Raw genomic sequence first — 24,837 nt, forward strand, 5'->3', positions numbered from 1 at the left:
TTTCCCTCCGGTGGTATAAGTACGGTACGTGACTTTCCCTGCGAAACAGAGGTGAGAGAAACGGGATAGACCGATTTCGAGGTGTACGTCGACTAGGCTAATCTGCCGGCGAGACTGCGAACGTGCGTCGCGATGCCGTTTCGCCAGACGATGAAGCCGAGCAGTGCGACCGCGAATATACTTCGAACGGCCAGGGTGATCGACGAGGCGACGGGGAGAACCGGTGCGAACAGAACCACGAACGAGCAGAGGATGAGCCCCAGTTGTACCGTTCGCGTCAAACTCCCGTTCATGTAGCGGATGAGCGCCGCGGAGAGGCTGATCATCCCCAAGAAGACGATGGGAACCAAGATGAACGTCGACGGGAACGTCCAGTAGAGGAGTTCGTTGTTCACGAGGAAGATGTACGGTAGTATGAACAGCGGTGCTCCGAGCAGGATCGATTTCTTACACACCTGCCAGAAATCCCCGTTCGCTATCTCAGTCGTGATGATACACGCGATCGCGACCGGTGGCGTGATTGCCGAGAGGATCGCGAAATAGAAGACGAAGAAGTGGGCCGTCTCCAGTCGGACGCCCATCTGGGCGAGCGGCGGTGCGACGAGCAGAACGCTGACGATGTAGGCTGCGACCGTCGGCATCCCCATTCCGAAGAGAATGGCGGCGCACATCGCGAAGAACAGGAGCAAGAACAACTCTCCGCCGGAGATAGTTATGAGGCTCTGTGCCAGCGTCTGCGTGAAGCCGGTCAGACTCAACACGCCGACGAACAGCCCCATGACGGCGGCGGCGAGCGCGATCGGTGCCGTGTTCTGGATACCGAGGCGGCACGCGTCGAGGGTATCCCCGATGAACGTCCGAACCGCAGACCGCGGGTCGTTCCCAAGTAGCAGCTCTTGAACGAGTGCCGTGGGTATCGTAATCAGGGTCGCCCAGAATCCCGCGTACAGCGGGTCGAACTGCAGGATGACAAGCGTGTAAACGAGTACCCCGACGGGAACCCAGAGGTAGAGTCCTTGAAGAACGGTGTGAAGAAACGAATCCGACGACGTCGTCTCTTCGAGGAGATCCGTCTTGGAGTTCGTATCACCGAACGAGACGTCGTCGACCGTCGTTCGCTCGTCTTCGTCGAACGCGGACTTCGCCGAGTCGATGTTCTCTTCGAGATTGGCGAGCGCGGCTCCTTCCTTGAGAGTCAGCATGTGAACCGCGAATGCGACAGTTCCGTAGAACAGGAGGGCCGGAATGAACCCAATTTTGATGATGTGGAGATACCCCGTTCCGGTGATCTCCGCCATGATGAACGCCGCTGCGCCCATGATCGGTGGCATGATCTGCCCGCCGCTGGACGCAACCGACTCGATTGCCGCCGCGGTGTTGCGGTCGGTTCCTTGGCTCTTCAGCAACGGTATCGTGAATGCGCCGGTCGTCGCGGAGTTCGCCGCCGCGCTCCCGTTGACCGACCCCATTCCGAGACTCGAGATAACGGCGGTCTGGGTGATGCCCGATCTGATGTATCGACCGGCACTCGCGCCGATCTTGATGAAGTAGGCGAGTGCGCCGTACGATTCCAAGAACGCCGCGAAGATGATGAAAATCACGATGTAGGTGGCGGACACCTTCACAATCGTGTCGAATATCCCGCTGAATTCGACGGTCGTCGCGGTCAAGACGCGCTGGAAAGTGATGCCTTGGTGCTGGAGAATTCCCGGGAAGTAGCTGCCGTACACCGCGTAAATAAGACCGACGACGCCGACGACCGGGAGAACGAGTCCGAATGCTCGCCGTGAGAGGTCGAGCACGATCAGGATGAGGATACCCCCGACTAACACGTCCGTTTGCGAGTAAATCCCGATCGCGCGGAACGCCAGCCGTTCGTAATTCATCCAGAGATAACCGGTTACGCCGATGGCAGCGACGATCTCTATCGGCAGGAGGACGAAACTGTCGACGCGCGTTCGGAGATCATCGGTATCCAGCGCATACGGATCGAACGCGACGATGGCCACCCCGACCATCATGATTCCGAGGTGGAAGATCATGTGTTTGTCCATCTCGATACCGTACGTCCGGGCGAACCAGAGGTGGTAGACGACGCCCACTATTCCGAGCAGGAGAAGTACGGTGTACTTTGCACGTACCAATCTCGGCCCGTCGGCTATCCGGAGGGGGGAGGTATCCGTGGCATTTCTAGCCATACGATTAGCTTACAGTTATGGAGGTAATATATTCTTTGCTACCTCGTCCCACAGGTCAACGACTCGCACTGACCTACAGATTTATCTGGAGCCGCGTTTTTGATGAAAACGGTTTGTGAATGAGTGACTCGAAATTCCGAATCGATGGTTCCTCAGCCATCGTTACCGGTGCATCGAGCGGTATCGGGCGGCGAATCGCTGAGCAGTTCACGGCGCAGGGTGTCGACACAGTCATCTGCTCACGTGAGCAGGAGAACGTCGACTCGGTCGCCACGTCGATAGACGAGAGCGACCACCCGGGGCGCATCGTTCCCATCGAATGTGACGTCCGAGATAGGGATTCGGTCGATGATCTGATCGATCGGACGGTCTCGGAATTCGGGGGCCTCGACGTTCTCGTCAACAATGCTGGTGCAGTGTTCAAGTGTTCGTTCGACGAGATGAGCGAAAACGGGTGGAAGACTATCATAGACATCAACCTGCACGGCGTCTTCAACTGCACCCACGCTGCGAAGGACGCGCTCAAGGATGGCGGCGGATCGGTGATCAACATCTCCAGCGTCAGAAGTCAGGAAGCCGCTCCGCTCGAAACGCACTACGGCGCGGCGAAAGCCGGCGTGAATAATCTCACGGAAACGCTCGCCAGCGAATGGGCCGCGGACGGTGTCCGCGTCAACTGTGTCGCACCGGGATTCATCGCAACGCCGGGGGCGGTGACGACCGGCGACGTTGACCCGACGACCCTCGAGCGAGCGGATCCGAAACGGAAAATCGGAACCGTCGATGAAATCGCCGACGTCGTCGAATTTCTCGCCAGTAGCGCGTCGTCGTTCATCGTCGGCGAGACGATCACCGCGCGCGGCGTGCCTAACCACTCCGAGAAACCGGATTAACCAACCTTCGACCGCGACGACTCCATCGTACCAGCGACCACCCATCGTCGTTCACTTCTCCGAAGCACCGTCGACCGTCCGCGATGTGGCGAATCCTCGGCGTCACGTCCTCGTTCGTCCCGTTGGCGCGAATCCGGAGTGGCGTTCGATCATAACGTCGTGGTGCGACTGCCGGCGAAACGTTGATTGCTCTGGTGTCTCTTCGAGAAGATGCCAGAGGTAGTTTCTCACATGTACAACGATTCGACCGCATCCGAACGTGTCCTCGACAGAACCGAATTCCTCTCGTGGTTGGACATCAGTATCGACGTAGAGGACGAAGGAAGCGCAGAAATTCGACTCCCGCACGCTGAAAAACTGACGAACCCCGACGGGGATGTCATCCACGGCGGGATAATCGCGTCGTTCATCGACAACGCTAGCGGCACGGCGCTACGGAGCGTGCTCGAGAATCCGAACACGGCGACGTACGCGACGACCGATCTAAACGTCTCGTATCTCAGACCCGCAACGGGCAATCTGCGAGCGGCGGCCACCGTCAGACGCGCGGGAAAGTCGATGGCCGTTATCGAGGTGGACGTGGAGTCCGAACTCCCTACCGGCGAACGAAAGACCGTAGCCCTCGGACGCGCCACGTACTTCATCGCAGACGATTCACCGTAGGCCGGCGTCACCGATACTATTAATCGGTCTGCACACCCCGTGCTTACGTACGAATGTCCAGTGACCGTTCCCTGCCGCTCGCAGGTCTCACAGTCGTGGAACTCGGAAACATCGTGGCGGCTCCGTTCGCCAGCGTGATTCTCGCCGATCTCGGCGCTGAGGTCGTGAAAGTCGAACGGCCAGGCGTGGGCGATATCGTCAGAAACACCGGCGACAGCGGCCAGTCAATAATCTACGCTTTCAGTCGAAACAAGCGCTCAATCGCTCTCGATCTGAAATCCTCCGAGGGCCGGACCGCCTACCGTGATCTCGTCGCGGACGCGGACGTAGTCGTCGAGAATCTCGGTCCCGGCGTGACGGATCGCCTCGGTATCGGATACGAGGATCTGCGCGAGGCGAATCCGGGGCTCGTGTATCTCTCCATCAAAGGTTTCATGCGCGGATCGTACGGCGATCGGCCGGGCATGGACATGGTGGCTGAATCGATGTCGGGTTTGTCGGCGATGACCGGCCGCCCGGGCGGCAAACCGCTTCGCGTCGGTACCTCCATCGCCGACATCGGTGCCGCTCTCTACGGTGTTATCGGCGTTCTCACCGCGCTCCGAGCGCGTGATCGAACGGGAGAGGGACAACGAATCGACGCCTCGCTCTTCGAGTCGGCAGTTCAGTGGATGGGGTACTGGATAACCCACGCCGACATGACCGGCCAGGATCACCCCGCGCTCGGCTCCTCGCATCCCTCGTTCGCGTTGTACGATATCTTCGAGACGAACGAGCCGAACGAGTGGGTGTTCGTGGGCGTCACGAGCGAGCGACACTGGCCCGCGTTCTGCCGCGCCACCGGTATGACCGAACTGCTCGCCGACGAGCGCTTCGAAACCGTCGCCGCCCGGCTACATCACGAATCGGAGCTCATCCGAGAGGTACAAGAGGAGCTCTCGACGTGGGATCGGGAGAAGCTACTAGCGGCACTTCTCGAGGAGAGCGTCCCTGTGGCACCGGTGAACAAGCCGTCCGACCTGCTTCACGATTCCCACCTCCGCGAGACAGGTCTGCTTGTCGATATTTTCGACGATCAGCACGGTTCCGCGGAATCCCTGCGGACGCCGCTGACGCCGATTCGAGGGTCTCGCACGACGACCCGCCAACGCCGCGACCCGCCGAAACTGGGCGAGCACAGTCGGGAGATCCTCCGCGAACTCGGATACGATGCGAACGAGATTGCGGAGTTGGTAGCCGCCGATATTGTCGGAGAACCTGACGAGTGACACGTTCCCGATCGACGGAACGCTTTTGATAGATGGTATCATCGGGCAAGATAAGCCATGACTCGTAGCTTAGACGATATCGTGATCGCCTGTGCGCTTACCGGCGCGATCCACACGCCGTCGATGTCCGAATACCTCCCCGTAACGCCGGAGGAGATAATCGACGAGGGGATCGCCGCCGCAAAGGCAGGCGCCGGAATCATCCACATCCACGTTCGTGACCCGGAGACAGGTGAACCGGTGAGTGATCTCGACCTATTTCGGGAGGTGGCCGCCGGCATCCAAGCGGAAACGGACGCCATCATCCAACCGACGACCGGCGGCGGTATGAACATGACCGTAGAAGAGAGGATGAAGGTCGTCCCTGAACTCGAACCCGAAATGGCTTCCTGCAACATGGGAAGCATCAACTTCGGTCTCTATCCGATGCTCGAGAGCGTCGACGAGTTTGAACACGATTGGGAACCGGACTACCTCGAGGGAACGTGGGATCACATCTTCCCCAACACGTTCGAATCCCTCAAGAAGACATTCGAGATGTTCCAGGAGAACGGTACTCGACCGGAGTTAGAGTGTTACGACGTCGGCCATCTGTACAACGCGAAGAGCTTCGTCGAGTCGGGGGAACTCGAACCCCCCATCCATCTCCAGTTCGTGATGGGTATCCACGGCGGAATCGGCGCCGATCAGGATCAGCTCAATCACATGGTGCAGACGGCCGAGAAACTGTTCGGCGACGACGCCTCGTGGAGCGTTCTCGGGGCAGGTCGGATGCAGTACCCCCTAGGAACGCAAGCCGCGGCGATGGGAGGTAACGCCCGCGTCGGTTTAGAGGACAATCTCTATCTCGAACGAGGGACGCTCGCCGAGAGCAACGCCGACCAAGTCGAGAAGATAAAACGGTTGACGTGGGAGATATCGGGCCGCGAACCGGCGTCTCCCGACCAGATTCGGGAGTTCCTCCGGTTAAAAGGCCGAGAGAACGTGAACTTCTGAGGTAATCGACGCGGACTGGAGCAGGCCGGTTTCCTACCTCCCATCGAGATAGCTCCGTTCTAACCCTCGAACGAGCCACGTCACCAGCTCGTTCGCCGGCACGTCGACACCTTCCTCCCGAGACAGTTCCACGATCGCTCCGTTGACCGCGTTGATCTCGGTCTTTCGCTCCGCCAGTACGTCCTGCAACATGCTCGAACGGTGGGAGTCGCCCGCTTCACAGATTTCGATAACCGTCTCGAGCGGTTCCTCGTTCGGAATCTCGATTCCCTTGGCGGCGGCCACCCGCTCTGCTTCCATAATGATCTTATCCATGAACGCAACGAGTTCCTCCTGCTCGACGAGTTTCCCGCTCGGGAGGCGCGTCAGTGCGGCCAGCGGCTTGATCGGGAGACTGATGAGTTGCTTCGACCAGATCGCCGGGAGCGGGTCGTCGACGCGCTTGATGGGAAAGCCCGCATCGACGAGTGCCCGCTCCGCTTTACGCGCGAACTCGGCATCTGCGCCGCCGAAGGTCGACGACCCATCGGACGTGTGCCGGACGACGCCCGGTTCCTCGACGACCGCACCCTGATAGGTCACACCCGCCAACGCGCGTCGCTCCCCGACGAAGTCCACCAGATGGTCGTAGTGGCGAATTCCGTTCTGCAGCGATAGCACGCGCGTTTCGGGGCTGATGCACTCTTTGTGCTGTTCGAGGGCGGCTCTCGTCTGATGCGCCTTGACGAACACGAGCACGAGATCGACGTGGGCGACCTCATCGGCGTCCGTCGTGGCCGGGATCGAGACGGTGGTCGATTCCAGACCGTCGACGTCGCTCTCGATTCGAAGGCCGTCTTCGTTCAGCCTGTCGACATAGGACTGTCGGTGATGTAGGAGCCACACGTCTTGCCCGGCGGCGGCGAGGCGGCCGCCGAACAGGCAGCCGAGCGCTCCTGCTCCCACTACTGCGACGTTCACGCTCTATCGCCTCTCTTCGGAACGGTGGTAGTCAGCATCTGGTACCACCCTTGGTGAGAATCCTATTAATAGATGGGTTCGGAGGGTGACCGAGCGGTGTTTTTAATACGGCTCCTACTGAGAATCAGATATCCGGACACATATGACGGTAGACGCACTCATCGCTGGTTCGTGGGATACGCACGTTCACGCTAGTCCCGACGTACGTGATCGAAAACACGATGTTGTCGAACTCGCCCGCCGAGCATCGGACGCCGACATGGGGGGATTGGTGTTGAAGAACCACCACTTCCCGACGGCGGCGGACGCCCGCATCGTGACGGAGCTTCCCGATATCGACGTGAATCTCGCGTCGACGATCGTCTTGAATCGGTTCGTCGGCGGAATCAACACGGACGCCGTCGTCGCTGCGGCGGAGATGGGAGTTACACGGGTCGAACTTCCCACGATGACGGCGAAACGAAATATGCTAGATCAGGGTGAAACTCGGACGATCGATCTGCTCGCCGAGGACGGAACGCTGACCGATTCGACCCGTGCCGTCGTCGATGAGGCACTCGAACGCGAGATGGTGATCGGAACCGGCCACATCGGCGTCGACGAGGTGACCGCGGTCGTGGAGTACGTGACGGACGCCGGCGGTAACGTGATTATCACGCATCCGGAGTTCCACGCGGCCCGGGACGGGGAGGGGCTCACTCCGGCCGACCAGAAACGGCTGGCAACGGACGGGGTCTACTTCGAACGGTGTTTCATCGTCGTCGACGAAAGCGTTCGAAGCCTCTTTCACTCTGATGCGCCAGAAGCAGCACACGACGCCTTCCGAACGGAGGTCGTGTTCGAGAACATCGTGGCGGGCATCGAGGCGACCGGGCCGGCGCGCAATCTCCTCTCGACCGACTACGGACAACCCGGTCGAGAGTCGCCACCGGACGCGCTCGGAGCGTTCCACGCTCGACTCCGCGACGCGGGCGTACCGAAGTCCGCGCTCGAACAGATGGCGCGCGACAATCCGGAAGCTCTCTTCGGGGGGAGTTAATCGTGGAACTCGGACTGATGGCGCTCACCCAGCATCCGAGCGAGCGCGACCCGGGCGAGTGTATGATGGAACTCGTCGAACAAGCCCGAGCCGCTTCGGATCGCGGGTTCGCCTCCTTGTTCGTCGGCGAACACCACTTCACCGAGGACAGCTACTTCGATAACTTTCCCACTCTGGCCCGCGCCTCAGCCGAAGTTCGAGACGAGATGCGGGTCGGAACGAGCGTCTGCCTGCTCCCCCTTCATCACCCGGGACTGGTCGCCGAACGGGCGGCGACGCTCGATGCGATTACGAACGGCCGATTCGTTCTGGGTGCTGCAGCAGGCTATCGTGACGAGGAGTTCGAGGTGCTTGGTATCGACAAAGCCGATCGGGCGGAGCGACTCACCGAGGGGGTGGAGGTGATTCGCAAACTGTGGACGGGCGACGGAGCTTCGTTCCACGGTGACCACTTCGAGTTCGAAAATCTCACCTCCCGCCCCCATCCCGTTCAGGAGGGCGGACCGCCGATCTGGCTCGGTGGCTCTGCCCCGAGCGCCGTTCGCCGCGCGGCCACGCTCGGCGACGCCTGGATCATGGATCCCGTTTCCCAGATCGATAAACTGGAGAAGGCGGTCGAGCTATACGATCGGGAGACGCCGACCGTGCCGGTTTGTCGCCCCATCCGACGTGATATTTACGTGGCCGAGACGTCGGAGGAGGCGGTCGAGACGGCGATGCCCTATCTTCTGGACAAGTTCGATTCGTTGACGGAGTGGGGGATCATCGATGGCGGCGACACCCCGACGGACGACCGGGAACGATTCGAGGCCGTTCGACAAGGACGATATATTATCGGTTCGCCCGATCGAGTAGTGGACGAACTGGAGGCGCTCAACGAGCGACTGGGCGTCGACCACGTCATCGGTCGCGTTCAGTGGCCGGGCATGAAACACGACAGGGCGATGGCGGCCATCGACCTCCTCGGTCGTGAGGTCCGTCCGCGGGTGGAGACGCTTTGAGAACGTACTGAAAGCGTATTTGCTCACCATCCGATTTCTCGAAAGTCCTCTTGCGTAAAATTCTTGTATCGCCGAATCGGCTGTGAATGTGTATGAATCGCAAGGCGCTAGATGATATCGAGGTCATAGATCTCGGTCAAATATACAACGGCCCGTATTGTTCTCTCTTGCTCTCGTATCTCGGGGCGGACGTTACGAAGGTCGAACCGCCGCACGGGGAACCGCTCCGCGCTCGTGTCGACAACGGTGAGCCGCCCGAACTCGTGATGCTGAATTCGAACAAGAAAGGAATCACGCTCAATCTCAAGGCCGAACGGGGGAAGGAACTCTTGAAAGAACTCATCGAAGACGCCGACGTTCTGGTCGAGAACTACGCCGTCGGAACGATGGACAGGCTCGGACTAGGATACGAGACGCTCAATGAGATCAATCCGGAACTGATCTACGCGCACGGCAGCGGCTTCGGCGAAGACGGCCCATACCGCCAGTATCCGGCGATGGATCTCACGATTCAAGCTATCGGCGGCGTTATGGACGTGACGGGATTCTCCGACGGTCCCCCTGTGAAAGCGGGGGTGGCGGTCGGCGATTTCATGGGTGGGATTCACCTGGCGGCGGGCGTTTTGGGTGCTCTATATCAGCGTGAACGAACCGGGGAAGGACAGTTCGTCGAGGTCAGCATGCACGACGCGGTCTATCCGACGCTCATGTCGCCGATGGCGGCCCACTTCAACGGCGACGACGTACCGCCACGGACGGGGAATCGACACAGCGGCCTCGCCCAGAGTCCGTACAACGTCTACGAGACGGCCGACGGCTACATCGCGATCTTCGGCGTGACCGACGATCACTGGCACTCGCTTCTCGACGTCATCGGCAGATCGGACTTGAAGGACGACCCTCGTTTCCAGAGTAACGTGAAACGCTCGAAGCACGCCGATGAAGTGGATCGAATTGTCGAGAACTGGACGAGACGATATGAGCGAGACGAGATCGAGGAGATTTTGCTAGAGGCCGGCGTTCCGTGCGGTCCGGTAAAGGAGATTTCCGAGGTCGTCGAAGATCCGCACTTGAAAGATCGGAAGATGATTAACGATATCGAACATCCGAGCTATGGGAACATCTCTGTTCCGGGATTACCGATTCGACTGGAGGATTCGGATATCCCGGATATTGAACCCTCGCCCGAGAAGGGCCGGGACAACCGGGAAGTCTACAGGAATCGACTCGGACTCTCCGCCGAGGAGGTCGACGAACTGGAGACGCACGACGTCATTTAGCGTGCCACAGCGTATCGCCGCCGCCGAGCAGGACAACGTATAAGAGCACGAGCCATGAGCATACAGGTATGGATCCGATACGATCCGCCTTGTTTATCCCGGGGAACAGAGAGAAATGGGTTCGGAACGCCCACACGAACGGCGCGGACGTCGTCGTGCTCGACTTGGAGGACTCGGTTCCCCCGAGCGAGAAGGAAGACGCCCGCGAACTCGTCGCCGAATACGTTCCAAAACTCCACGCGAAGGGCCAGCGTGTATTCGTCCGAGTGAACGGCCATCCGAATACGGACGAGGGCTACACGGAGCACGATCTTGAGTCGGTCGTGTGCGAGGAACTAGAAGGATTGATGATTCCGAAGGTACGAGAACCGGACGATATCGAGCGGCTCGACGCGGTTTTAACCCACATCGAGAGACGGGAGGGATTCGATCCCGAGAGCACCGACTTGGCCGTTAGTATCGAAACCGCCCGAGCGATGCGACAGGTGTACGAGATCTGTAGCGCAGCGGATCGAGTCGCCACCATCGGTTGCGGAGCCGTGAAAGGAACGGACACGAATCATGCGCTCGGATTCGAATGGACGGGGCCGGGAAGAAAAGGCTTGGAGACGGTTCACCTCCGGGAGCAGGCGCTTATGGATGCTCGTGCCGCCGGTATCGATTACCCGCTCGCCGGGACGTACGTCGACGTGGAGGACACCGAGGGACTCCGGGAGGACATACAGTTCTCACGCGAGATGGGGTACACCGGCTACGTCGTAATTCATCCGTCGCACGTCGAACACGCGAATGAGATGTTCACGCCCGATTCCGACGAAGTGGAGTACTGGCTGGGCGTTCGAGAAGCACTCGCGGAGGCCGAAGCGGAGGGAAAAAGCGCCGTTCGATACGAGGGCGATATGATAGATACCGCGAACCTCGGCACCGCAGAGCGCTATCTCAAATACGCCCGGGTATTCGAGGATGAGCTCGACTTAGAGGTAGCGGTCGATCGAACGCAAGAAACGTGATCGAATGACCAATCCCCGGAGATAGACGCCTCATGACCGACGATATCGCTATCGGGGCCGACGGGCTACCGGCTGTACAACCGACCCACGAACGTGTCGATGCGTTTCTCGAACAGATCAATCGGAGTGCAACGGACACGATCGGCCCGTTCCCGCTGAGTGAACGACCCGCGTCGGTCGAAACGCTCGCGGCCAACGCGGTGATGGCCGGCTGTGACCCGGCGTACTTCCCGGTGGTGCTGGCGGCGCTGGAAGCGTCGCTCGCCGAGGAGTTCAACCTCTACGGACTGCTCGCCACGACGGAACCACACTGGCCGATCCTCATAGTCAACGGGCCCGTGACGTCGGAACTCGACATCAACGCGGGAGCGAACGCGTATGGCCAGAGCACGCGTGCGAACGCCACTATCGGCCGCGCCCTCGTCCTTACGTTCATGAACGTGGCCGACGCACACCCCGGGGTTACCGACATGGCGACCCACGGCGGGCCGCATAAGTTCGGCGTGTGCGTCGCGGAGAACGAAGAAGCATCGCCGTGGAGTCCTCTCCACGTCGACCGCGGCTTCGAGCCCACCGAGAGCACGGTGACCGTCCTCGGCACCGAAGCGCCTCACAACATCAACGACCACGTCGCCGACTCGCCGCAAGGAGTTCTCACCACCGCGGCACACACCATGGCGAAGACCGGAACGAACCTCGCCTATTTGAACGAGCGCGGAGAACCGCACCTGGTTCTCTCGCCAGAACACGCAGAGACGATCGCACGAGCGGGATGGACGAAGACCGACGTGCAGCGCTTCCTCTACGACCATGCGCGGATTCCACGCCATCTTCACCGCGATCACGGGATGCACGATCAGGCGGACGGTGGTTTACCGAAGCATGCTCAGGGCCTTGAGGATGAGCAACTAGTACCACTCGCAGCGACCGCCGAGAAGTTTCTCGTCACAGTCACTGGTGGCATCGGCCGGCACTCGCTGTTCCATCCGAGCTTCGGAGATACGGAATCGGTGACCATCTCGATCGAAGACGCGACTTAGCGTAGACTGGCTTTTCTTTTTGCTTACTGGAAAAACATCGTATTTATGCACAGACATAGTGAATATACACATGTAACCAAAGCACCTTTTTACCCTAATGTTTATTAATGCTTAGATAATCTCCCTCGATATGGCGAAAAGCCACGGCGGTGTACGACGGCGAAGTCTCCTCAAAGCGGCGGGGCCCGTTGCCTTAATGGGGCTCGCTGGTTGCTCGACCAACCAGGGGAGCAATAAGAACGGTGACGGAAACAACAATAACAACAACGGCGGCGGTGGCAATGGCGGCGGCGGTTCCTACAATTGGCGGATCGGTACCAGCGGACAAGAGACGGCGACGCACGCGTCGGGTGTCGCATTCTCTAACGTTATCAATAAAAATTCGGATATGCTCCAAATGAGCGCGCAGACCACCGGTGGAACGACCGCCAATCCGCGCCTCATCGATCAGGGAAGTATCGATATTGCTCAGAGCACGTCGGCGATGGTCTGGCGAGCAAATACGAGGCGTGATCCGTACAAGAACCCGAAGATCAGTAAGACGATGTGCCAGACCTTCTCGTACATGACGCTAGACGTGTTCCTCGTAAAGCGAAACATCGACCGACTGAGCGACGTCAAGACCATCAGCGACATTCCCACCGACGGATCGGTGAAGATGTCTTGGGGGCCGCGGGGAACGTCCGCCTGGGACACGCAGGTTGACGCATTCAAGATGGTCGGAATGAAGAATCCCGAGAAATCGTTCAATCTCAAGGTCATGGGTCTCGGTGACCAGGCGGCCGCCATGCGTGACGGCCGTCTCGACATCGCGAACGTCTACACCGCCAATACGAAAACGCTCATCGGTTGGATTCAGGAGCTCGATGCGACCACGAATATCGATGTCGTCCGATATCCGTTCGACCAACAGACGGTTCAAAAGAGCGGGAAGCCGATCACTTACTCGGAAGTGTCGGGAGACGTTTGGAACCAGGATATCTCGTCCGATAGCTTCCCCACGCTCTCGCTCGGATACATGACGATTATCCCGGAAGACATCCCAAAGAAAGCGGTCTACGAGTACACCAAGGTTCTCATGGAGAACAAAAAGAGTGTCCGACAAGCTCACTCCGTTCTGTCCGAATTCGGTCCCGAGTTCGGGACGAAATTCTTGGTCAAGAACGGTGAGGTACCGGTTCATCCCGGTACCGAACAATACCTCAAAGAGAACGATCTGTGGTCCGATAAGCTCACCTCACTTGCCGACTATCAGGGGTAATCAACGATAGCCAACGTGGCGCGCGCCGTGGGTTATTGAATCTCCTGAATAGTGGATTCCATAGCTGAATCCGTTTCGAGTACGTCTCGTATACGGTTACGGATGATAGATCAACGGTACACCGAATCCCAGCGCTGACTCTTACCTTATCGTCCGCTTGATCACGGCTATGCGTCGTTTCCGTGAGTGCTAACGGTACTTCCTCGAAACAAAACTACTCTTATCACGAGTATCTGACGCGACCAATAGGCTATACGGACGCCTCAGTCACGGAAAGATATCCTCCCACCGTCGAAACAACTTAACAGCTTCTCTCAGCCGCCGCTCTCTTGAGGAAGGTTCATGTTTCGTCCGTGCATTAGACCCGCCATGGATTCCGTTCCGGAAGGTAAGTTGCGGGAACTGTCTCCGTATTTATAATTTCTTAGATAATTAGACGAAAATATCAATCTCGATACTCGCCTCTTTCACGTCTTACACGCGTTCTCTGATAAGAATTTCACCCGACTGCTTGACTCTCTATCCGATGCGAGCGTAATCGCGGGATTTCCCGTTCCGGCTATTCACCTCGAAGTGTGTCAGGAAGTCGTCGGCTCGTTACGGCGAGTCGTTGACGAAGGCCACGAGCTCATCCTACACGGATACCGACACACATCGTTTAGAGACACCCCCTACGAGATAGCGGAAAAAGAGATCGTAACTGCATTAGATTTATTCGAGAAAGAGCTTGGAGTCACCCCCGAAGGATTTCACGTATCGTTTATGAGCGCCAGCGAGGGAACGCTTCGTGCGGCAGCCGAGCAAGGGATCGAATGGGTCGTCGGAAAACCGGCGGGCTCGACACCGTCAAGACTCCCAATGGTTGAACCGACGCATCCCTACGACCTCCAATTACTAGAACGAGGATTCACGCCGAAAGAGACGTTCAAAATGCTTGAGACGGAATCCGACGAATCGTCGTTTCTTCTGTGTCATCCGAATATCCACCGTCACCACAATGCATACCGTGACTTTGCTCAGTTCCTTCGGGACGGCGCGTACTCGTCGCCGGTGGAACTAGTCGAAGGCCAAAATGAGAATCCCGGCCTTCTCCTCGACCGTTTTCCCCCGTTCCGGGTGCTCTAGCGTCTTCTCACTCACAGTTGCCGTCTACGGTTGCTGACTACACTCCGTTCCCGTTGCAGGCTGGCGCTAGTGAGGAGACGGACGATTCCCTCTTGGTTACTAGTGAGTGCGCTGAGTGAGTCTAGTTTAACATTATATTTTCAAATACTCATGATGATAATCAAACTGATAGATAGTCGTGCGGTATACGACTACTATCACATGGTTTACAGCCGCCGTGTCGACCGAATTCGGTAGTTTGCGCCAGTGAGAGCCTGTTGCAAGCGTTTTATTGAATAACCGGGGGAATCAGCGAGATCGTTACGGAGTAAGGGAGCACGAGTGCTGAGGTCGTTCTGCGGAATTCTTCCTCTGATTCACAAACGTTATCGCTCCGTCGAGAGCATATGTGGGATTGGGAGAGGCATTTAAAGATAACTCTCTGATTATCCCGATACTGTTCAAATCGTCCGAAATGATGAAGTCCGGCGATGTGACGTTCGTATCACTACTCGAGAATTCCATCGGCGATACACTCGGGATTGCGCTGAGCGACGATCACCGCGGCCGCTGCTCTCGACCGACGTTTCCGACACCTCGCTTTGCTTCATCGAATATGTCAGAGAATATAACCAACAAGAAAATATGTGTGTAGAGCACTGCTCTTATCAGTTCGTGTGGTATTCTGCCTGAATCATCTCGGTGATCCGGTGAAGATGTCGTGTGGTCATGCTCAGTCTAAGAAGCAGACCCTATACGTAGATCGACCTCGCTACGAATTTTCTAACCCTAGTAACGATTCTGGCTTGAGTAGGGAGTAAATCGATCGATCAGTCGGTCGAGACGGTCGGTGGATATCCGTCGAGTAGTGCTGTTTTCTCGAGGAACGGTGTAAGGTCGTCCACCTCCTCACGTTCGATTGTTCCCTGAGTTCGGTTACACGTGATGAAACCGGCATCGGCCAACTTCGGGAGGTGGATATGAGAGAGAGAAACCTTGACCGAGCGCACGAATTCGTCACTCACTGCGCTGGTATTGTTTGCTTCCACGACCGCGATGCGTTCAGCGAGGTCGTTGGAGTCTACTTCGTCTGACTCGAACGTGAGATAATACAGGACAAAGCGGCGGCGCTGGTTGCTCAGGAGGGCGAATATTTCGTTTAACCGAGGCGTGTCAATCTGCGCCATCATCATTAGTAAGAATTGTATCAGCATAGGTCTTTTTTCCAACAATATAACAGACTTGAATATCTCCACACTACTCAGTTCGGTGCTTGAGAAAGTCAAGGAAACCAAGTAGGACAGCGACGCTATTCGGTGTCGGCTTGGGGAAACTCAATGCAAAATTTCTCTAGAAGATGGTTAGTCCTCTGAACCATCAGTCGCTGGTGGATCGTTTTCGCTGGCCATCCCGTGGAAGTGATTCCACGGCTGAACCGTCTCAGTCGCCAGGAGGTTACTTCGGTGAATTGTGAGTCCAAGTCCGTCGAGTTGCTTGGTAATCTCCTCGATGCGGGAAATCGATTCTGCGACGACTTCGATGTGGAGGTTCTGTTCACCGGCCATCATCTGTCGAATGTTCACGACGCCAACAATACCAAGCGCTTGTTCGCAGATGGTTGACCGGTCTGCGAGTGGGGCGGTGCAGATGAAGAGGACGACGAGCGGGTAGCCCGCCTGTTCGTAATCGATGTCGGGATGGTAGCCACGGATGATCCCTTGGTCTTCGAGCTTTGTAATCCGAGTCGCGATAGTCGTCCCGGTCACATTACTATCTTCAGCCATCTCCGTATCGGTGATGCCGCGGGCGTCGACCTGCAAGAGGTGTAGGATACGCCGGTCAAGATCGTCAAGTGGTTCGTCGACCATGCCTGACTGTATCGCCGCCGAATACCGTGAATTTCTCGGTGCGAGCGGTTCACAGCGGGGTGCTGTTCGGTGATCGTTCGATAACTGGCCACTGCGTACTGCTTGCTTTGGTTGATTGGTTGCGTAAATCGGATGTAGAATTTGGAATTTCTACGAATATTTTCACCCCTCTGCACGCTTGTTCACCAAGAGCATGAGATTAGCGACCAGACATGAAGTGGAAACGCGACGCGATGGGGGTGAGCCCCAAGCGTGTGATGTCGTGTTCGACATGTTGGCGGACTACGAGGGCATCCGATACCAACTCGGGAAACTTCACACTGTACGACTATATCGAGCCTGATGCGTTCAATTCTCTGTTTGCTCATAACCCAGAGGCAATCACTGCTGTCGCGATCGAGATCGAAGAGGTGATAGTTACGGTTTGGGAAAACGATGGACTATACGCTCATGTTAGCGACGACAGAGAGTAAGACCGATATTTGACCTGCTAGAAGTACACGGTGACAGTTCGTGTCTCAGGTATTTTCGCTGAGCGTCGAGTCACCCGCGACGATCGAGCGTTCCGTCTCACCCGCGCCAACGACTAGGAGCGCCCCGCCCACGACCGCGAGCGCGAGGGTTCGAACTGACACAGGCACCAAGTCCGCGATGCTAAGCCCTGCGGCGGCCCCGATGACGTAGCTAATCTGAACGAAGACGACAGCGCTGACCGCCAGGGTTCGACGCGGGGTGGTGGCGTACAGCCCTCCGACCGCGGCCGTTTCGAGCGCCGTATGACCGGCGAGGACGACCGTGCCCAGCAGACCGACCGCCGCACCGGCACTGTAGAGAGTCCCCAAGACGACACCTTCAAGCAGCCGGTGTGTGACGATAACTCCGAGCGTGAGTTCCGAGTGGTGCCGACAGCCAAATCCCGAAGGCGTCCACCTGTCGGCGACCAACAGGGTGATGACCGCCCCGATGGTTCCGCCAGCGACTGATAGCCAGAGGTGCCCCGTCACTGCCGGGAAGAGGCTCGCCACTCCTAGCCCGACGAGCAATAGACCGATGGTAATGCTCGATTCTCGATGGATTGTCTTCGAGCTACGGCGGCTCCGGCATCGAACGGTCGCTATCCCACCGACGAAACCGACAAGAACCGGCAGCCCGAGCACGACTACGAACGTCGCACCAGCGCCGCCACGACCAGCGCCGTGCGCAAACTCGTGCGCACACGCGATAGCCGACAGGCCGACGAGCCCTGCTACACCGACGCCAAAGCAAACGAGCAGACGGCGCACGCTCCTTCGCGCCGTTCCCCCGTCCTGGGCGTGTCGGCACCCCCTCCCAGCGTCATTCGGGACTGCTCTCAGCTGTAGCGCCGATTCGGTCATTTTCGTGGATACGATATCAGATCCGCCTGCACGTCGACGCCGACTTCGATGTGACAGTCGGTCTGTAGCTCGGCGATACACAGCAACGCGTACCCGCTGTCGAGATGGCGCGCTTTCAGTCCTCGCGGCGGACGAGGATGCTCGACGCACCCGTCGAGTACCCGCCCGGTGCAGGTCGTACACGCCCCAGTGCGACAGCCGAAGGGCAGGCTCACGCCCGCTCGCTCAGCCGCGTCAAGCACCGTCTCGCGTACGCCAACGGGAATCGTTTCCTCCTGATCGTCTCGCCACATCAGCGTGAGTTCGTGGGCCGCGGGCCGGTCATGCGCGGCGGAACTATCCCCATCCGTGCCCATCGTTTCACTGCCAAACATCGCTGGTGCAGTCGCCGTCGGGCCACCGAATCTCGTGGGCGCGTGCCGGACCCGCGGACAGGTCGCCAAAGTCCACGAGAAACTCCTCGTCGAGGTCGAGCGTCCCCTTCCGTGGATTCACGTTGGCTTTGAGCATTACCGATCCCTTTTCGGCCTCCTCGGGGAAGAACTGGTTGTCCCACGTCGAGTAGAGCGATGTCGTCCAGTAGAGGCGCTCACCGTCGAGCGAGAGCTGGAGCATCTGTGGGCCCGCAACCAGCTTACGTCCCTGAACGGTCCGGATGTCGCCGAAGTATCCACCGATAGAGATGGAGTCGGTCTTCCGTGGAGTCGCCGGGACGCTGATGTCGTACATCCACACCTCACCGTGAAGCCAATTGCTCCCGAACAGGTAACGGTCGTCCATCGAGATCAGTATGTCCGTGGGCGTTGCCGGGGCGGGCATCCCCAAGGGTTCAAAGGCGGGATGTTCGCGGCCCTCGAAGTCGATCACCTTCTCCGTGCGGTACTCACCCTCGTCCTTCCAAAAGTGGAAGATGTTCGAGGAGAGTGCGGCGTTGACGTAACCGTGGACGGACTCCGGGCTATGCAGGAACCGGACTTCGAGCGGGACGAGACCCTCCTCGCCGAGATCGATTGTCTGCTCGACCGTTCTCTCCTCCCAGTTCCAGAAGTGGAGTCGACTCCCGTATTTCCCGGCTTCGACGTCTGCCATGTCGAGCCCCGGCTGGTAAGTCACGGGTGCGGCCCATTCCGAGGAAACCATCACGTTGTGGCGTGGCTGATACCAGAAGTCGTAGTTGAAGTTGATTTCACCTGGGAGTTCCCAGCGTCCGTCGATCTCGAAGTCATCGTTGAGTTCGAGAAAGCCGCCAGGAAGTTCCCCCTTGGCGTTCCCGAGCATACTGATCATAATCTTTCCGTCGGGGATGCAGTGGGTCGTGTGCGGGCCTGAAAGGTCGTATTCGTGAACTTCGTCGGGTTCGATGACTGTTTCCAGCTCGGGATGCCGTCGGTTTTCGGTGTCCACGATATGGATGCGCCCGGATCGGTTCCCCGGAATCACGAGATGCTGGCGCTCCAGACCGTCGATGTGACACGACGACGAGCAGGCGTTCCAACCGAAGTGGTGGAGTTCATCGCCCCGGGTCGGCATCTCAGTGCGCTCGATGATCTCTTGGTAGGTTTCCGAGTCCGGGTCGAGGTCGACGACCGCGATGAAGTCGGGGGCGTCGACGTCGGTGCCGACGTACAGCCCGATTACGTAGGCGATGTCTTCAGGTTGGGATCGTTCGATGGCGGCCTGGGGCGTCGTATAGCCCGGCCCCTCGACTCCGTGGTCGTGATCGTGGTGGTGTTGGTCTGTTGCCATGGGTTCTGTCTCTCCACGTGTGGAGCCCGCACCATGGGTATGAGTCGCTTGAGCAAACCCGTGAGGCTCCATCGTTTGTTGCTACCATTGCGGTGGTGCTGCGAGTAGCGATACGAGTGGGAATTCGATATAAACTCGCCGTGGGAATTTCTCAGGGTGTGAGAGTCGCACACAGTATGAATCCGTTGGTGACGACTTCGGGCACGCCGAACCGTCGTCGAACGAGCACTGCGTCGCTTCTACTACCGTTTCGCGGTTCGTTGCCGTAATGGATTCCGAATAGATAGATCTACCAAACACAGGATATGTATGTGGTGAAAACTACTCTACTGTAGGCGGCTCTCATCCCGTGAACTGTGCTGGGTCAAGTCGCTCTCCTTCGCGACAGTAAGTATCGATGGTGGATTCGGCCCACGACCGAACCGTCTCATTGTCGGTCTCAATTACGGCATGCGGAGCCCCCTCGCCGCCGGACAGGCACAGCAACACCACGTCGTCGATGATAAACACGGTGGATGGGATGGTGCCTTCGTACCAGAAGACCTCGGCCTGCCCGGACTCGAACATCTCCTGTGCCTGATTTACCAGTTCTGGGTCTGTTCCGAAGCTACCGAGCGCTCCCCGGTCAAGGACGCTTTCGAATTCGAGGCTTCCGTTGACGGTTCCACGCCAGCAGACTTCCATGACGTCAGGAAGTACGGAATACGTGATAACTCGAGCGCGGTCGGCAGTCCGGAGTCGTTTGGCAATGTGAGTCGTCGGCGCAAGCGCGTCGCTCTTGCTAGAACGGATTATCTCCACCCCGGTGAGACATCCGAGGTCGAATCCGAACCCCTCCTGTGGAAACCATTGACCCACTTGGTTGAGTGCGGGAACGGGCTCGAACCGCTCGACGAGTCCCGTGAACTCCCGAGCGACGTAGTTACCGACGTGTGTCGTCTCGTACTGCCGGCCCTCTCGCGTAACCCACCCTCGCTCTTCGAAGTCGTCGAGGATACGACCGAGGGTAGCCCTCGAAACGCCGGTCGCATCTTCTATATCGTAGCGTTCGATCGGTTCCGCTGTCAGCGCGTCGAGCACTCTGATGCGGTTGGGCGAACGAGCCAGAAATTCGATCTCGTCGAGTGCTGTGTTCATGGTACTAGTACGCACTCGACGCTAAATTTGTATGGGGCAAGACGGGGGTGACCGGCTCCAGCGAATCGTACCCTTGTTCTCGTATAATTCGTGGTATCGATAGCGCCCCCGATAGTAGTCTAAAAACGGTTATCTCGTCGACACCGGACGGATGCGCGAACTTGGCGATGTACTTGACGTGATACTCGACAGCACGCGGTGATTCAGTGCGGCGAAACGCGAGTGTATATCCGATGATTGTTACGATGAGAACGTCGTTCGGAATCACGTGAGAGATAATCTAGCGGAAGCACTATGCGTCAACAAAGAGACGGCGAGTAAAATCCTCCACAGGGGGAGAGTGCGATCGTCAAGGAGTTCATGAGTGAATTCCTGATAGACTGGAAACAATACGAGTGACCCAACCGATGTCACGGTTGTGAATAGTCTATTTTCCCTTCGTCTTCGCTCATGTGGATCCAATAGAGACGAGTATACGGAATATGAAGAAAACCTTCTTCTTTGAGGTTGACTCTGATTCCCTCAACCTTACCGGAATCAGAGATACTATCTGCGTCTACATTCTGTTCATTGATTCCGTCTGGCCCGTCGTAGACGACTCGTGCCATACCTCTTAGAAGCGTCCTAGTTCAATAAGCGTGTTCCAGTAGGACGTCGATTAAACATTGTCCGCCTCGTGTGCACCCCACAGACTACTGTGGGAATACGCAGTGGTCGCTACGTTCTGACAGATGAAAATTCCAACGTGCCACTGCGAGTTCGACCCAATCGTCGAAGTGTAGTGCGGTTCGGTCGCAGGTGCTGGATGTCGAGGATGTGGTGAAAGCCGGTGGTCACTGGCGGGAGTACTCGCCGTGTTGCGGGGGGGTATTATATGTCGTTCTTGACCGTCGGAAGGAGGATACGCGGACGCGAAGCTTACTTGCGTATTAACTATCACCGCCTCAGAAGTCAAGTTCCTGAAGACCGTATGAGTGATCAAAATGGAAGGAAACGACAACTCACGAACGCCGCTCAGTCCCTCTGCACGCGAGGCGCTCGACGAACTCGCCCCAGTTATCGAAGAGACCGACGACCACCTCTCTCGTGAAGAGGCACGGTCTCATCTTCATCAGATTGATTTCGATGCAGAATTCGCTCGCACCACCCTCGACGAGCTTCTGAACAAGGGGTATCTCTACGACGTGCACGGTGAACTTCGTCTCCCGTAGCCGCGACTATAAGACAAGAGATCAACGATGCGAGGTTCGGCCCAGCGAGTCCGATTGGAATCTAGTGGCTGTACGATTCGTATGGGTATTACGGGGGCCGCCTGAGAGCAAAGGTGAGGGAAAAACGAGATTCAGACATATACGGCCGCGATTACGCCGATTAATGAGGTCGATCTTAGGGCAAATCATCAAACAGTCTCGAAAAACCAATCGAGTAGATTGTTCATCAGTGAAATAGAGTAGTAGATCGAAGAGCGAACTAATCTACTCCCCATAAATATGCCCACAGTTCTTCTACCTTGTCAAAGTTTCAATCTATCAGAAGAATCGCGACTACGATTCGTCCACATCGCCGAGTTGCGTCTCCCACTCGCTCACCGTCTGTGTGCACTCACCCACGAGTTCTGCTGGATTCCCGATCGCGGTACAGTGCGGTGGAATCGAATCGAGGACGACGGACCCTGCGCCGATTTTCGCCTCCGTTCCAACCGTAATTGGGCCGAGTAGAGTTGCTCCCGCCCCGATCGTAACGCCGTCTCGAATCGTCGGATGACGCTTTTCGCGCTTCATCGAATCTCCGCCGAGGGTCACCCCGTGATAGAGCATAACGTCGTCGCCGATCTCTGTGGTTTCGCCGATTACCACACCGGCCCCGTGATCGATGAAGAACCGCTGACCGATCGTCGCACCCGGATGAATTTCAATTCCCGTCAGGAACCGGGCGAACTGTGAGAGTAAGCGAGCGAGAATGTAGTAATCCCGCAACCACACCGCATGAGCAACGCGATGGAGCCAAATCGCGTGCAGCCCTGGATAACAGAGGACGACCTCGAGCGGATGGCGCGCAGCGGGATCCTTTTCGAGCGCAGTTTGAATATCCTCCGTGAGTTGGTCAATCATCGCTCAATATGCGATTGGTCGTCTGGCATAAAAAGACCTCCGCGCTCATGTCCTTGGATGTCCGTTATCGTGGACAACATTCCCTTATTGAAAAAGCGTGTACGACCGAATCGGTCGGGGAGTTTACCCTGTCTGTGGTGGTTGGTTCGCTTCAAGGATCGTCGCGACGCGATGGAGGAGTCGTTCGATCCGAGCGCGTTCAACCTCCCACCACGTAGTTGCGTGATGGTACTCAGCAAGCACCTCTTGAATCGCCTTGAATTGGGCGATGGTGAACTGCGTATTACCAGCATCGAGTCTCTCGAATGCATGGAAAATTTCGAGTGGCGGTGGTTCGACTGTCGATGTCTCTTCCGCAGTTCGTTCTTGCTCGATTCGGTGGAGGAGCACGTGATGGAGTGTCCAGTGTTCAGCCGGCGGTAGCGGCAGTGGTATCGATTGAGATGACGTTGAACGGGCAGCCATGGCGATTCTGTGGTGTAGTTGCGCGTAGGTGCTACCCAGCTATAGTTCTTCGTCCAACGGTAGCAGATGACACAGCGTCTCGGTGAACAGACAGTGAGCCATCGCAAGAAGAACTGCGGAAGTGATCAAGGGTGACCTGGGCACGCCGTAGGTGTCGAATGGCTACCGTGAACACTTAACACGAATAGGGGCAATATCGGTACGAGATGCCATCATACAATCCGATCGAGTCCTCCGACGAGACGACGATCTTTCCCTATCACGACCTCACACCACCGACAACCCGGGATATCTACGAGGCGCGGAACATCGTCCAGCAGTATCTTCCGCGGACGCCACTGGTGCGCAGTGAGAGCCTCTCGGCCGACCTTAACGCCGATGTCTACCTCAAGCGGGAAGATACACTCCCGACGAGGTCGTTTAAGATTCGTGGTTTCTACAACCTCGTCGCCGATCTCGATCAGGAGTTTCGCCAAAAAGGGCTTATCACATCTAGTATGGGGAATCACGGCCAAGGAATGGCGACCGCTGCACGCGAGTTTGATATCCCGGCAGTAATCGTTGTCCCCGAGACACTGGAGAATCCAACCAAAATCAACAGCATGAAACGGCTCGGAGCGACCGTCATCGCGCACGGCCGAGACGTCGACGAAGCTCGCGAGTACGCCGAGCAGATGGCGGCAGCGGAAGGCTAACGATACGTCCACGGTGGGAACGAAACCCACCTGATCGCCGGACGCGCCAGTGCTGGCCTCGAAGTGATGGAAGACTGCCCCGAGGTGGACGTCCTCATAAACCCTGTCGGAGGAGGAAGCAGTGCCGCAGCATACGCACTCACTGTCGGTAAACTCCTTGGTGCCACCGTTATCGGCGTGCAAGCAGCGGGCGCTGATGCCGTCTACCGCGCGTGGAACGATGGGGTGATCGAACTCCAAGACCACGCCGATACGTTCGCGGAGGGAATCAAGACACGAACGCCGTTCGCACTTCCGTTGGAGATCATGCAGGAGCATCTCACGGAGATGGTACTCGTCGAGGACGATGAGTTATGGACGGCTATCCGACGGTTACTCACTGACGACGCGATTTTGGCCGAGGGAGCAGCGGCCACCAGTATCGCGGCGGCACTCAAACTGGGCGACGAACTCGAAGGAAAGACCGTCGTACTGCCGATATCGGGGAGTAACCTCTCCACAGCCAAACTTCGAGAGATTCTCACCAAGCAATGATGGTTGGTCGTTAACGTTGCGAGACGAATCCGAGACGCCCGGCGACCGATTTCTTGACCGCTGCCGACGCTGCGTTCGAGACCGGAATATCGCACTCACGGTACGCCGGAGTAGGTAAACTCGCGGACTTCATCGTTGGGGCTCACTACCTTCGACGAAAGGCAAACCGAACCCTGTATTACTGGTGTACTG

At 57.6% G+C, this 24,837-nt stretch carries 24 protein-coding genes and 1 pseudogene; 14 read left to right on the forward strand and 11 right to left on the reverse strand.

Annotation, left to right across the window (positions count from 1 at the left end; genetic code table 11):
• Window positions 1-92: 92 nt before the first annotated feature.
• Window positions 93-2,198 carry a TRAP transporter permease gene (locus tag LIW51_RS25605; protein ID WP_227378951.1) on the reverse strand — a complete coding sequence of 702 codons (2,106 nt, stop codon included), beginning with the start codon at window positions 2,196-2,198 and terminating at the stop codon, window positions 93-95.
• 119 nt (window positions 2,199-2,317) lie between these two features.
• On the opposite strand from LIW51_RS25605, the gene LIW51_RS25610 reads away from it, so the two are divergent.
• The 4 genes from LIW51_RS25610 (at window position 2,318) to kce (ending at window position 6,018) form a co-directional block, all read left to right on the forward strand.
• A complete protein-coding gene (locus LIW51_RS25610; RefSeq protein WP_227378952.1) occupies window positions 2,318-3,091 on the forward strand; it encodes an SDR family NAD(P)-dependent oxidoreductase in 774 nt (257 codons plus the stop codon).
• Window positions 3,092-3,322: 231 nt separating this feature from the next.
• On the forward strand, window positions 3,323-3,754 hold the full coding sequence (locus LIW51_RS25615) for a PaaI family thioesterase (protein WP_227378953.1): 432 nt from the start codon (window positions 3,323-3,325) through the stop codon (window positions 3,752-3,754).
• 53 nt (window positions 3,755-3,807) lie between these two features.
• Entirely contained in the window at window positions 3,808-5,022 is a 1,215-nt protein-coding gene (locus tag LIW51_RS25620) for a CaiB/BaiF CoA transferase family protein (RefSeq protein WP_227378954.1), read from the forward strand.
• A 57-nt stretch (window positions 5,023-5,079) separates the two neighbouring features.
• Window positions 5,080-6,018, forward strand: a complete 939-nt coding sequence (kce, locus tag LIW51_RS25625; RefSeq protein ID WP_227378955.1) for a 3,5-dioxohexanoate:acetyl-CoA acetone transferase — start codon at window positions 5,080-5,082, stop codon at window positions 6,016-6,018.
• 33 nt (window positions 6,019-6,051) lie between these two features.
• On the opposite strand, the gene LIW51_RS25630 is transcribed toward kce, so the two are convergent.
• Window positions 6,052-6,978: a ketopantoate reductase family protein gene (locus LIW51_RS25630; protein ID WP_227378956.1), complete on the reverse strand. Its 927-nt coding sequence runs from the start codon at window positions 6,976-6,978 to the stop codon at window positions 6,052-6,054.
• Between the two features lie 142 nt (window positions 6,979-7,120).
• Here LIW51_RS25630 and LIW51_RS25635 point away from each other — a divergent pair, with 142 nt between their 5' ends.
• The 7 genes from LIW51_RS25635 (at window position 7,121) to LIW51_RS25665 (ending at window position 14,734) form a co-directional block, all read left to right on the forward strand.
• Window positions 7,121-8,017 carry a DUF6282 family protein gene (locus LIW51_RS25635; protein ID WP_227378957.1) on the forward strand — a complete coding sequence of 299 codons (897 nt, stop codon included), beginning with the start codon at window positions 7,121-7,123 and terminating at the stop codon, window positions 8,015-8,017.
• A gap of 2 nt (window positions 8,018-8,019) precedes the next feature.
• The gene (locus tag LIW51_RS25640; RefSeq protein ID WP_227378958.1) at window positions 8,020-9,018 is read left to right on the forward strand and encodes an LLM class flavin-dependent oxidoreductase; all 999 of its coding nucleotides are present in this window, start codon (window positions 8,020-8,022) and stop codon (window positions 9,016-9,018) included.
• 92 nt (window positions 9,019-9,110) lie between these two features.
• The gene (locus tag LIW51_RS25645; RefSeq protein WP_368411866.1) at window positions 9,111-10,298 is read left to right on the forward strand and encodes a CaiB/BaiF CoA transferase family protein; all 1,188 of its coding nucleotides are present in this window, start codon (window positions 9,111-9,113) and stop codon (window positions 10,296-10,298) included.
• Window positions 10,299-10,366: 68 nt separating this feature from the next.
• Window positions 10,367-11,308, forward strand: coding sequence for an HpcH/HpaI aldolase/citrate lyase family protein (locus LIW51_RS25650; RefSeq protein ID WP_227378960.1), 942 nt, complete (start codon window positions 10,367-10,369; stop codon window positions 11,306-11,308).
• A gap of 32 nt (window positions 11,309-11,340) precedes the next feature.
• Window positions 11,341-12,348 carry a hypothetical protein gene (locus LIW51_RS25655; protein WP_227378961.1) on the forward strand — a complete coding sequence of 336 codons (1,008 nt, stop codon included), beginning with the start codon at window positions 11,341-11,343 and terminating at the stop codon, window positions 12,346-12,348.
• A 130-nt stretch (window positions 12,349-12,478) separates the two neighbouring features.
• Window positions 12,479-13,609, forward strand: coding sequence for a TAXI family TRAP transporter solute-binding subunit (locus LIW51_RS25660; RefSeq protein ID WP_227378962.1), 1,131 nt, complete (start codon window positions 12,479-12,481; stop codon window positions 13,607-13,609).
• A gap of 561 nt (window positions 13,610-14,170) precedes the next feature.
• Window positions 14,171-14,734: a polysaccharide deacetylase family protein gene (locus LIW51_RS25665; protein WP_438267435.1), complete on the forward strand. Its 564-nt coding sequence runs from the start codon at window positions 14,171-14,173 to the stop codon at window positions 14,732-14,734.
• A gap of 809 nt (window positions 14,735-15,543) precedes the next feature.
• Here the strand turns inward: LIW51_RS25665 and LIW51_RS25670 are convergent.
• Window positions 15,544-15,900: a DUF7344 domain-containing protein gene (locus LIW51_RS25670; RefSeq protein ID WP_227378963.1), complete on the reverse strand. Its 357-nt coding sequence runs from the start codon at window positions 15,898-15,900 to the stop codon at window positions 15,544-15,546.
• 174 nt (window positions 15,901-16,074) lie between these two features.
• On the reverse strand, window positions 16,075-16,581 hold the full coding sequence (locus tag LIW51_RS25675; protein WP_227378964.1) for an Lrp/AsnC family transcriptional regulator: 507 nt from the start codon (window positions 16,579-16,581) through the stop codon (window positions 16,075-16,077).
• 257 nt (window positions 16,582-16,838) lie between these two features.
• On the opposite strand from LIW51_RS25675, the gene LIW51_RS40080 reads away from it, so the two are divergent.
• A complete protein-coding gene (locus LIW51_RS40080; RefSeq protein ID WP_438267436.1) occupies window positions 16,839-17,054 on the forward strand; it encodes a HalOD1 output domain-containing protein in 216 nt (71 codons plus the stop codon).
• 45 nt (window positions 17,055-17,099) lie between these two features.
• Here LIW51_RS40080 and LIW51_RS25680 read toward each other — a convergent pair whose 3' ends face one another.
• From LIW51_RS25680 to LIW51_RS25700, 5 genes are all read right to left on the reverse strand, one after another.
• Window positions 17,100-17,864 (reverse strand): ZIP family metal transporter, encoded by a 765-nt coding sequence (locus LIW51_RS25680; RefSeq protein WP_227378965.1) that lies wholly within the window; start codon window positions 17,862-17,864, stop codon window positions 17,100-17,102.
• A gap of 89 nt (window positions 17,865-17,953) precedes the next feature.
• Complete coding sequence (locus LIW51_RS25685; RefSeq protein WP_227378966.1) at window positions 17,954-18,313, reverse strand: 2Fe-2S iron-sulfur cluster-binding protein; 360 nt, start codon at window positions 18,311-18,313, stop codon at window positions 17,954-17,956.
• 4 nt (window positions 18,314-18,317) lie between these two features.
• Window positions 18,318-19,703 (reverse strand): selenium-binding protein SBP56-related protein, encoded by a 1,386-nt coding sequence (locus LIW51_RS25690; RefSeq protein ID WP_227378967.1) that lies wholly within the window; start codon window positions 19,701-19,703, stop codon window positions 18,318-18,320.
• Window positions 19,704-20,045: 342 nt separating this feature from the next.
• On the reverse strand, window positions 20,046-20,840 hold the full coding sequence (locus tag LIW51_RS25695) for a helix-turn-helix transcriptional regulator (RefSeq protein WP_227378968.1): 795 nt from the start codon (window positions 20,838-20,840) through the stop codon (window positions 20,046-20,048).
• Window positions 20,841-21,250: 410 nt separating this feature from the next.
• The gene (locus LIW51_RS25700) at window positions 21,251-21,448 is read right to left on the reverse strand and encodes a hypothetical protein (protein WP_227378969.1); all 198 of its coding nucleotides are present in this window, start codon (window positions 21,446-21,448) and stop codon (window positions 21,251-21,253) included.
• A gap of 375 nt (window positions 21,449-21,823) precedes the next feature.
• Here LIW51_RS25700 and LIW51_RS25705 point away from each other — a divergent pair, with 375 nt between their 5' ends.
• The gene (locus LIW51_RS25705) at window positions 21,824-22,051 is read left to right on the forward strand and encodes a hypothetical protein (protein WP_227378970.1); all 228 of its coding nucleotides are present in this window, start codon (window positions 21,824-21,826) and stop codon (window positions 22,049-22,051) included.
• A gap of 333 nt (window positions 22,052-22,384) precedes the next feature.
• On the opposite strand, the gene epsC is transcribed toward LIW51_RS25705, so the two are convergent.
• Both epsC and LIW51_RS25715 read right to left on the reverse strand, forming a co-directional pair.
• Window positions 22,385-22,951, reverse strand: a complete 567-nt coding sequence (epsC, locus tag LIW51_RS25710; protein ID WP_227378971.1) for a serine O-acetyltransferase EpsC — start codon at window positions 22,949-22,951, stop codon at window positions 22,385-22,387.
• A gap of 123 nt (window positions 22,952-23,074) precedes the next feature.
• Complete coding sequence (locus tag LIW51_RS25715) at window positions 23,075-23,416, reverse strand: DUF7853 family protein (protein WP_227378972.1); 342 nt, start codon at window positions 23,414-23,416, stop codon at window positions 23,075-23,077.
• Window positions 23,417-23,622: 206 nt separating this feature from the next.
• Here LIW51_RS25715 and LIW51_RS25720 point away from each other — a divergent pair.
• Window positions 23,623-24,645 (forward strand): annotated as a pseudogene (locus tag LIW51_RS25720) (threonine ammonia-lyase).
• The last annotated feature ends 192 nt before the right edge of the window (window positions 24,646-24,837 follow it).

Source organism: Haladaptatus halobius (assembly GCF_020618475.1).
Taxonomy (GTDB): Archaea; Halobacteriota; Halobacteria; order Halobacteriales; family Haladaptataceae; genus Haladaptatus; species Haladaptatus halobius.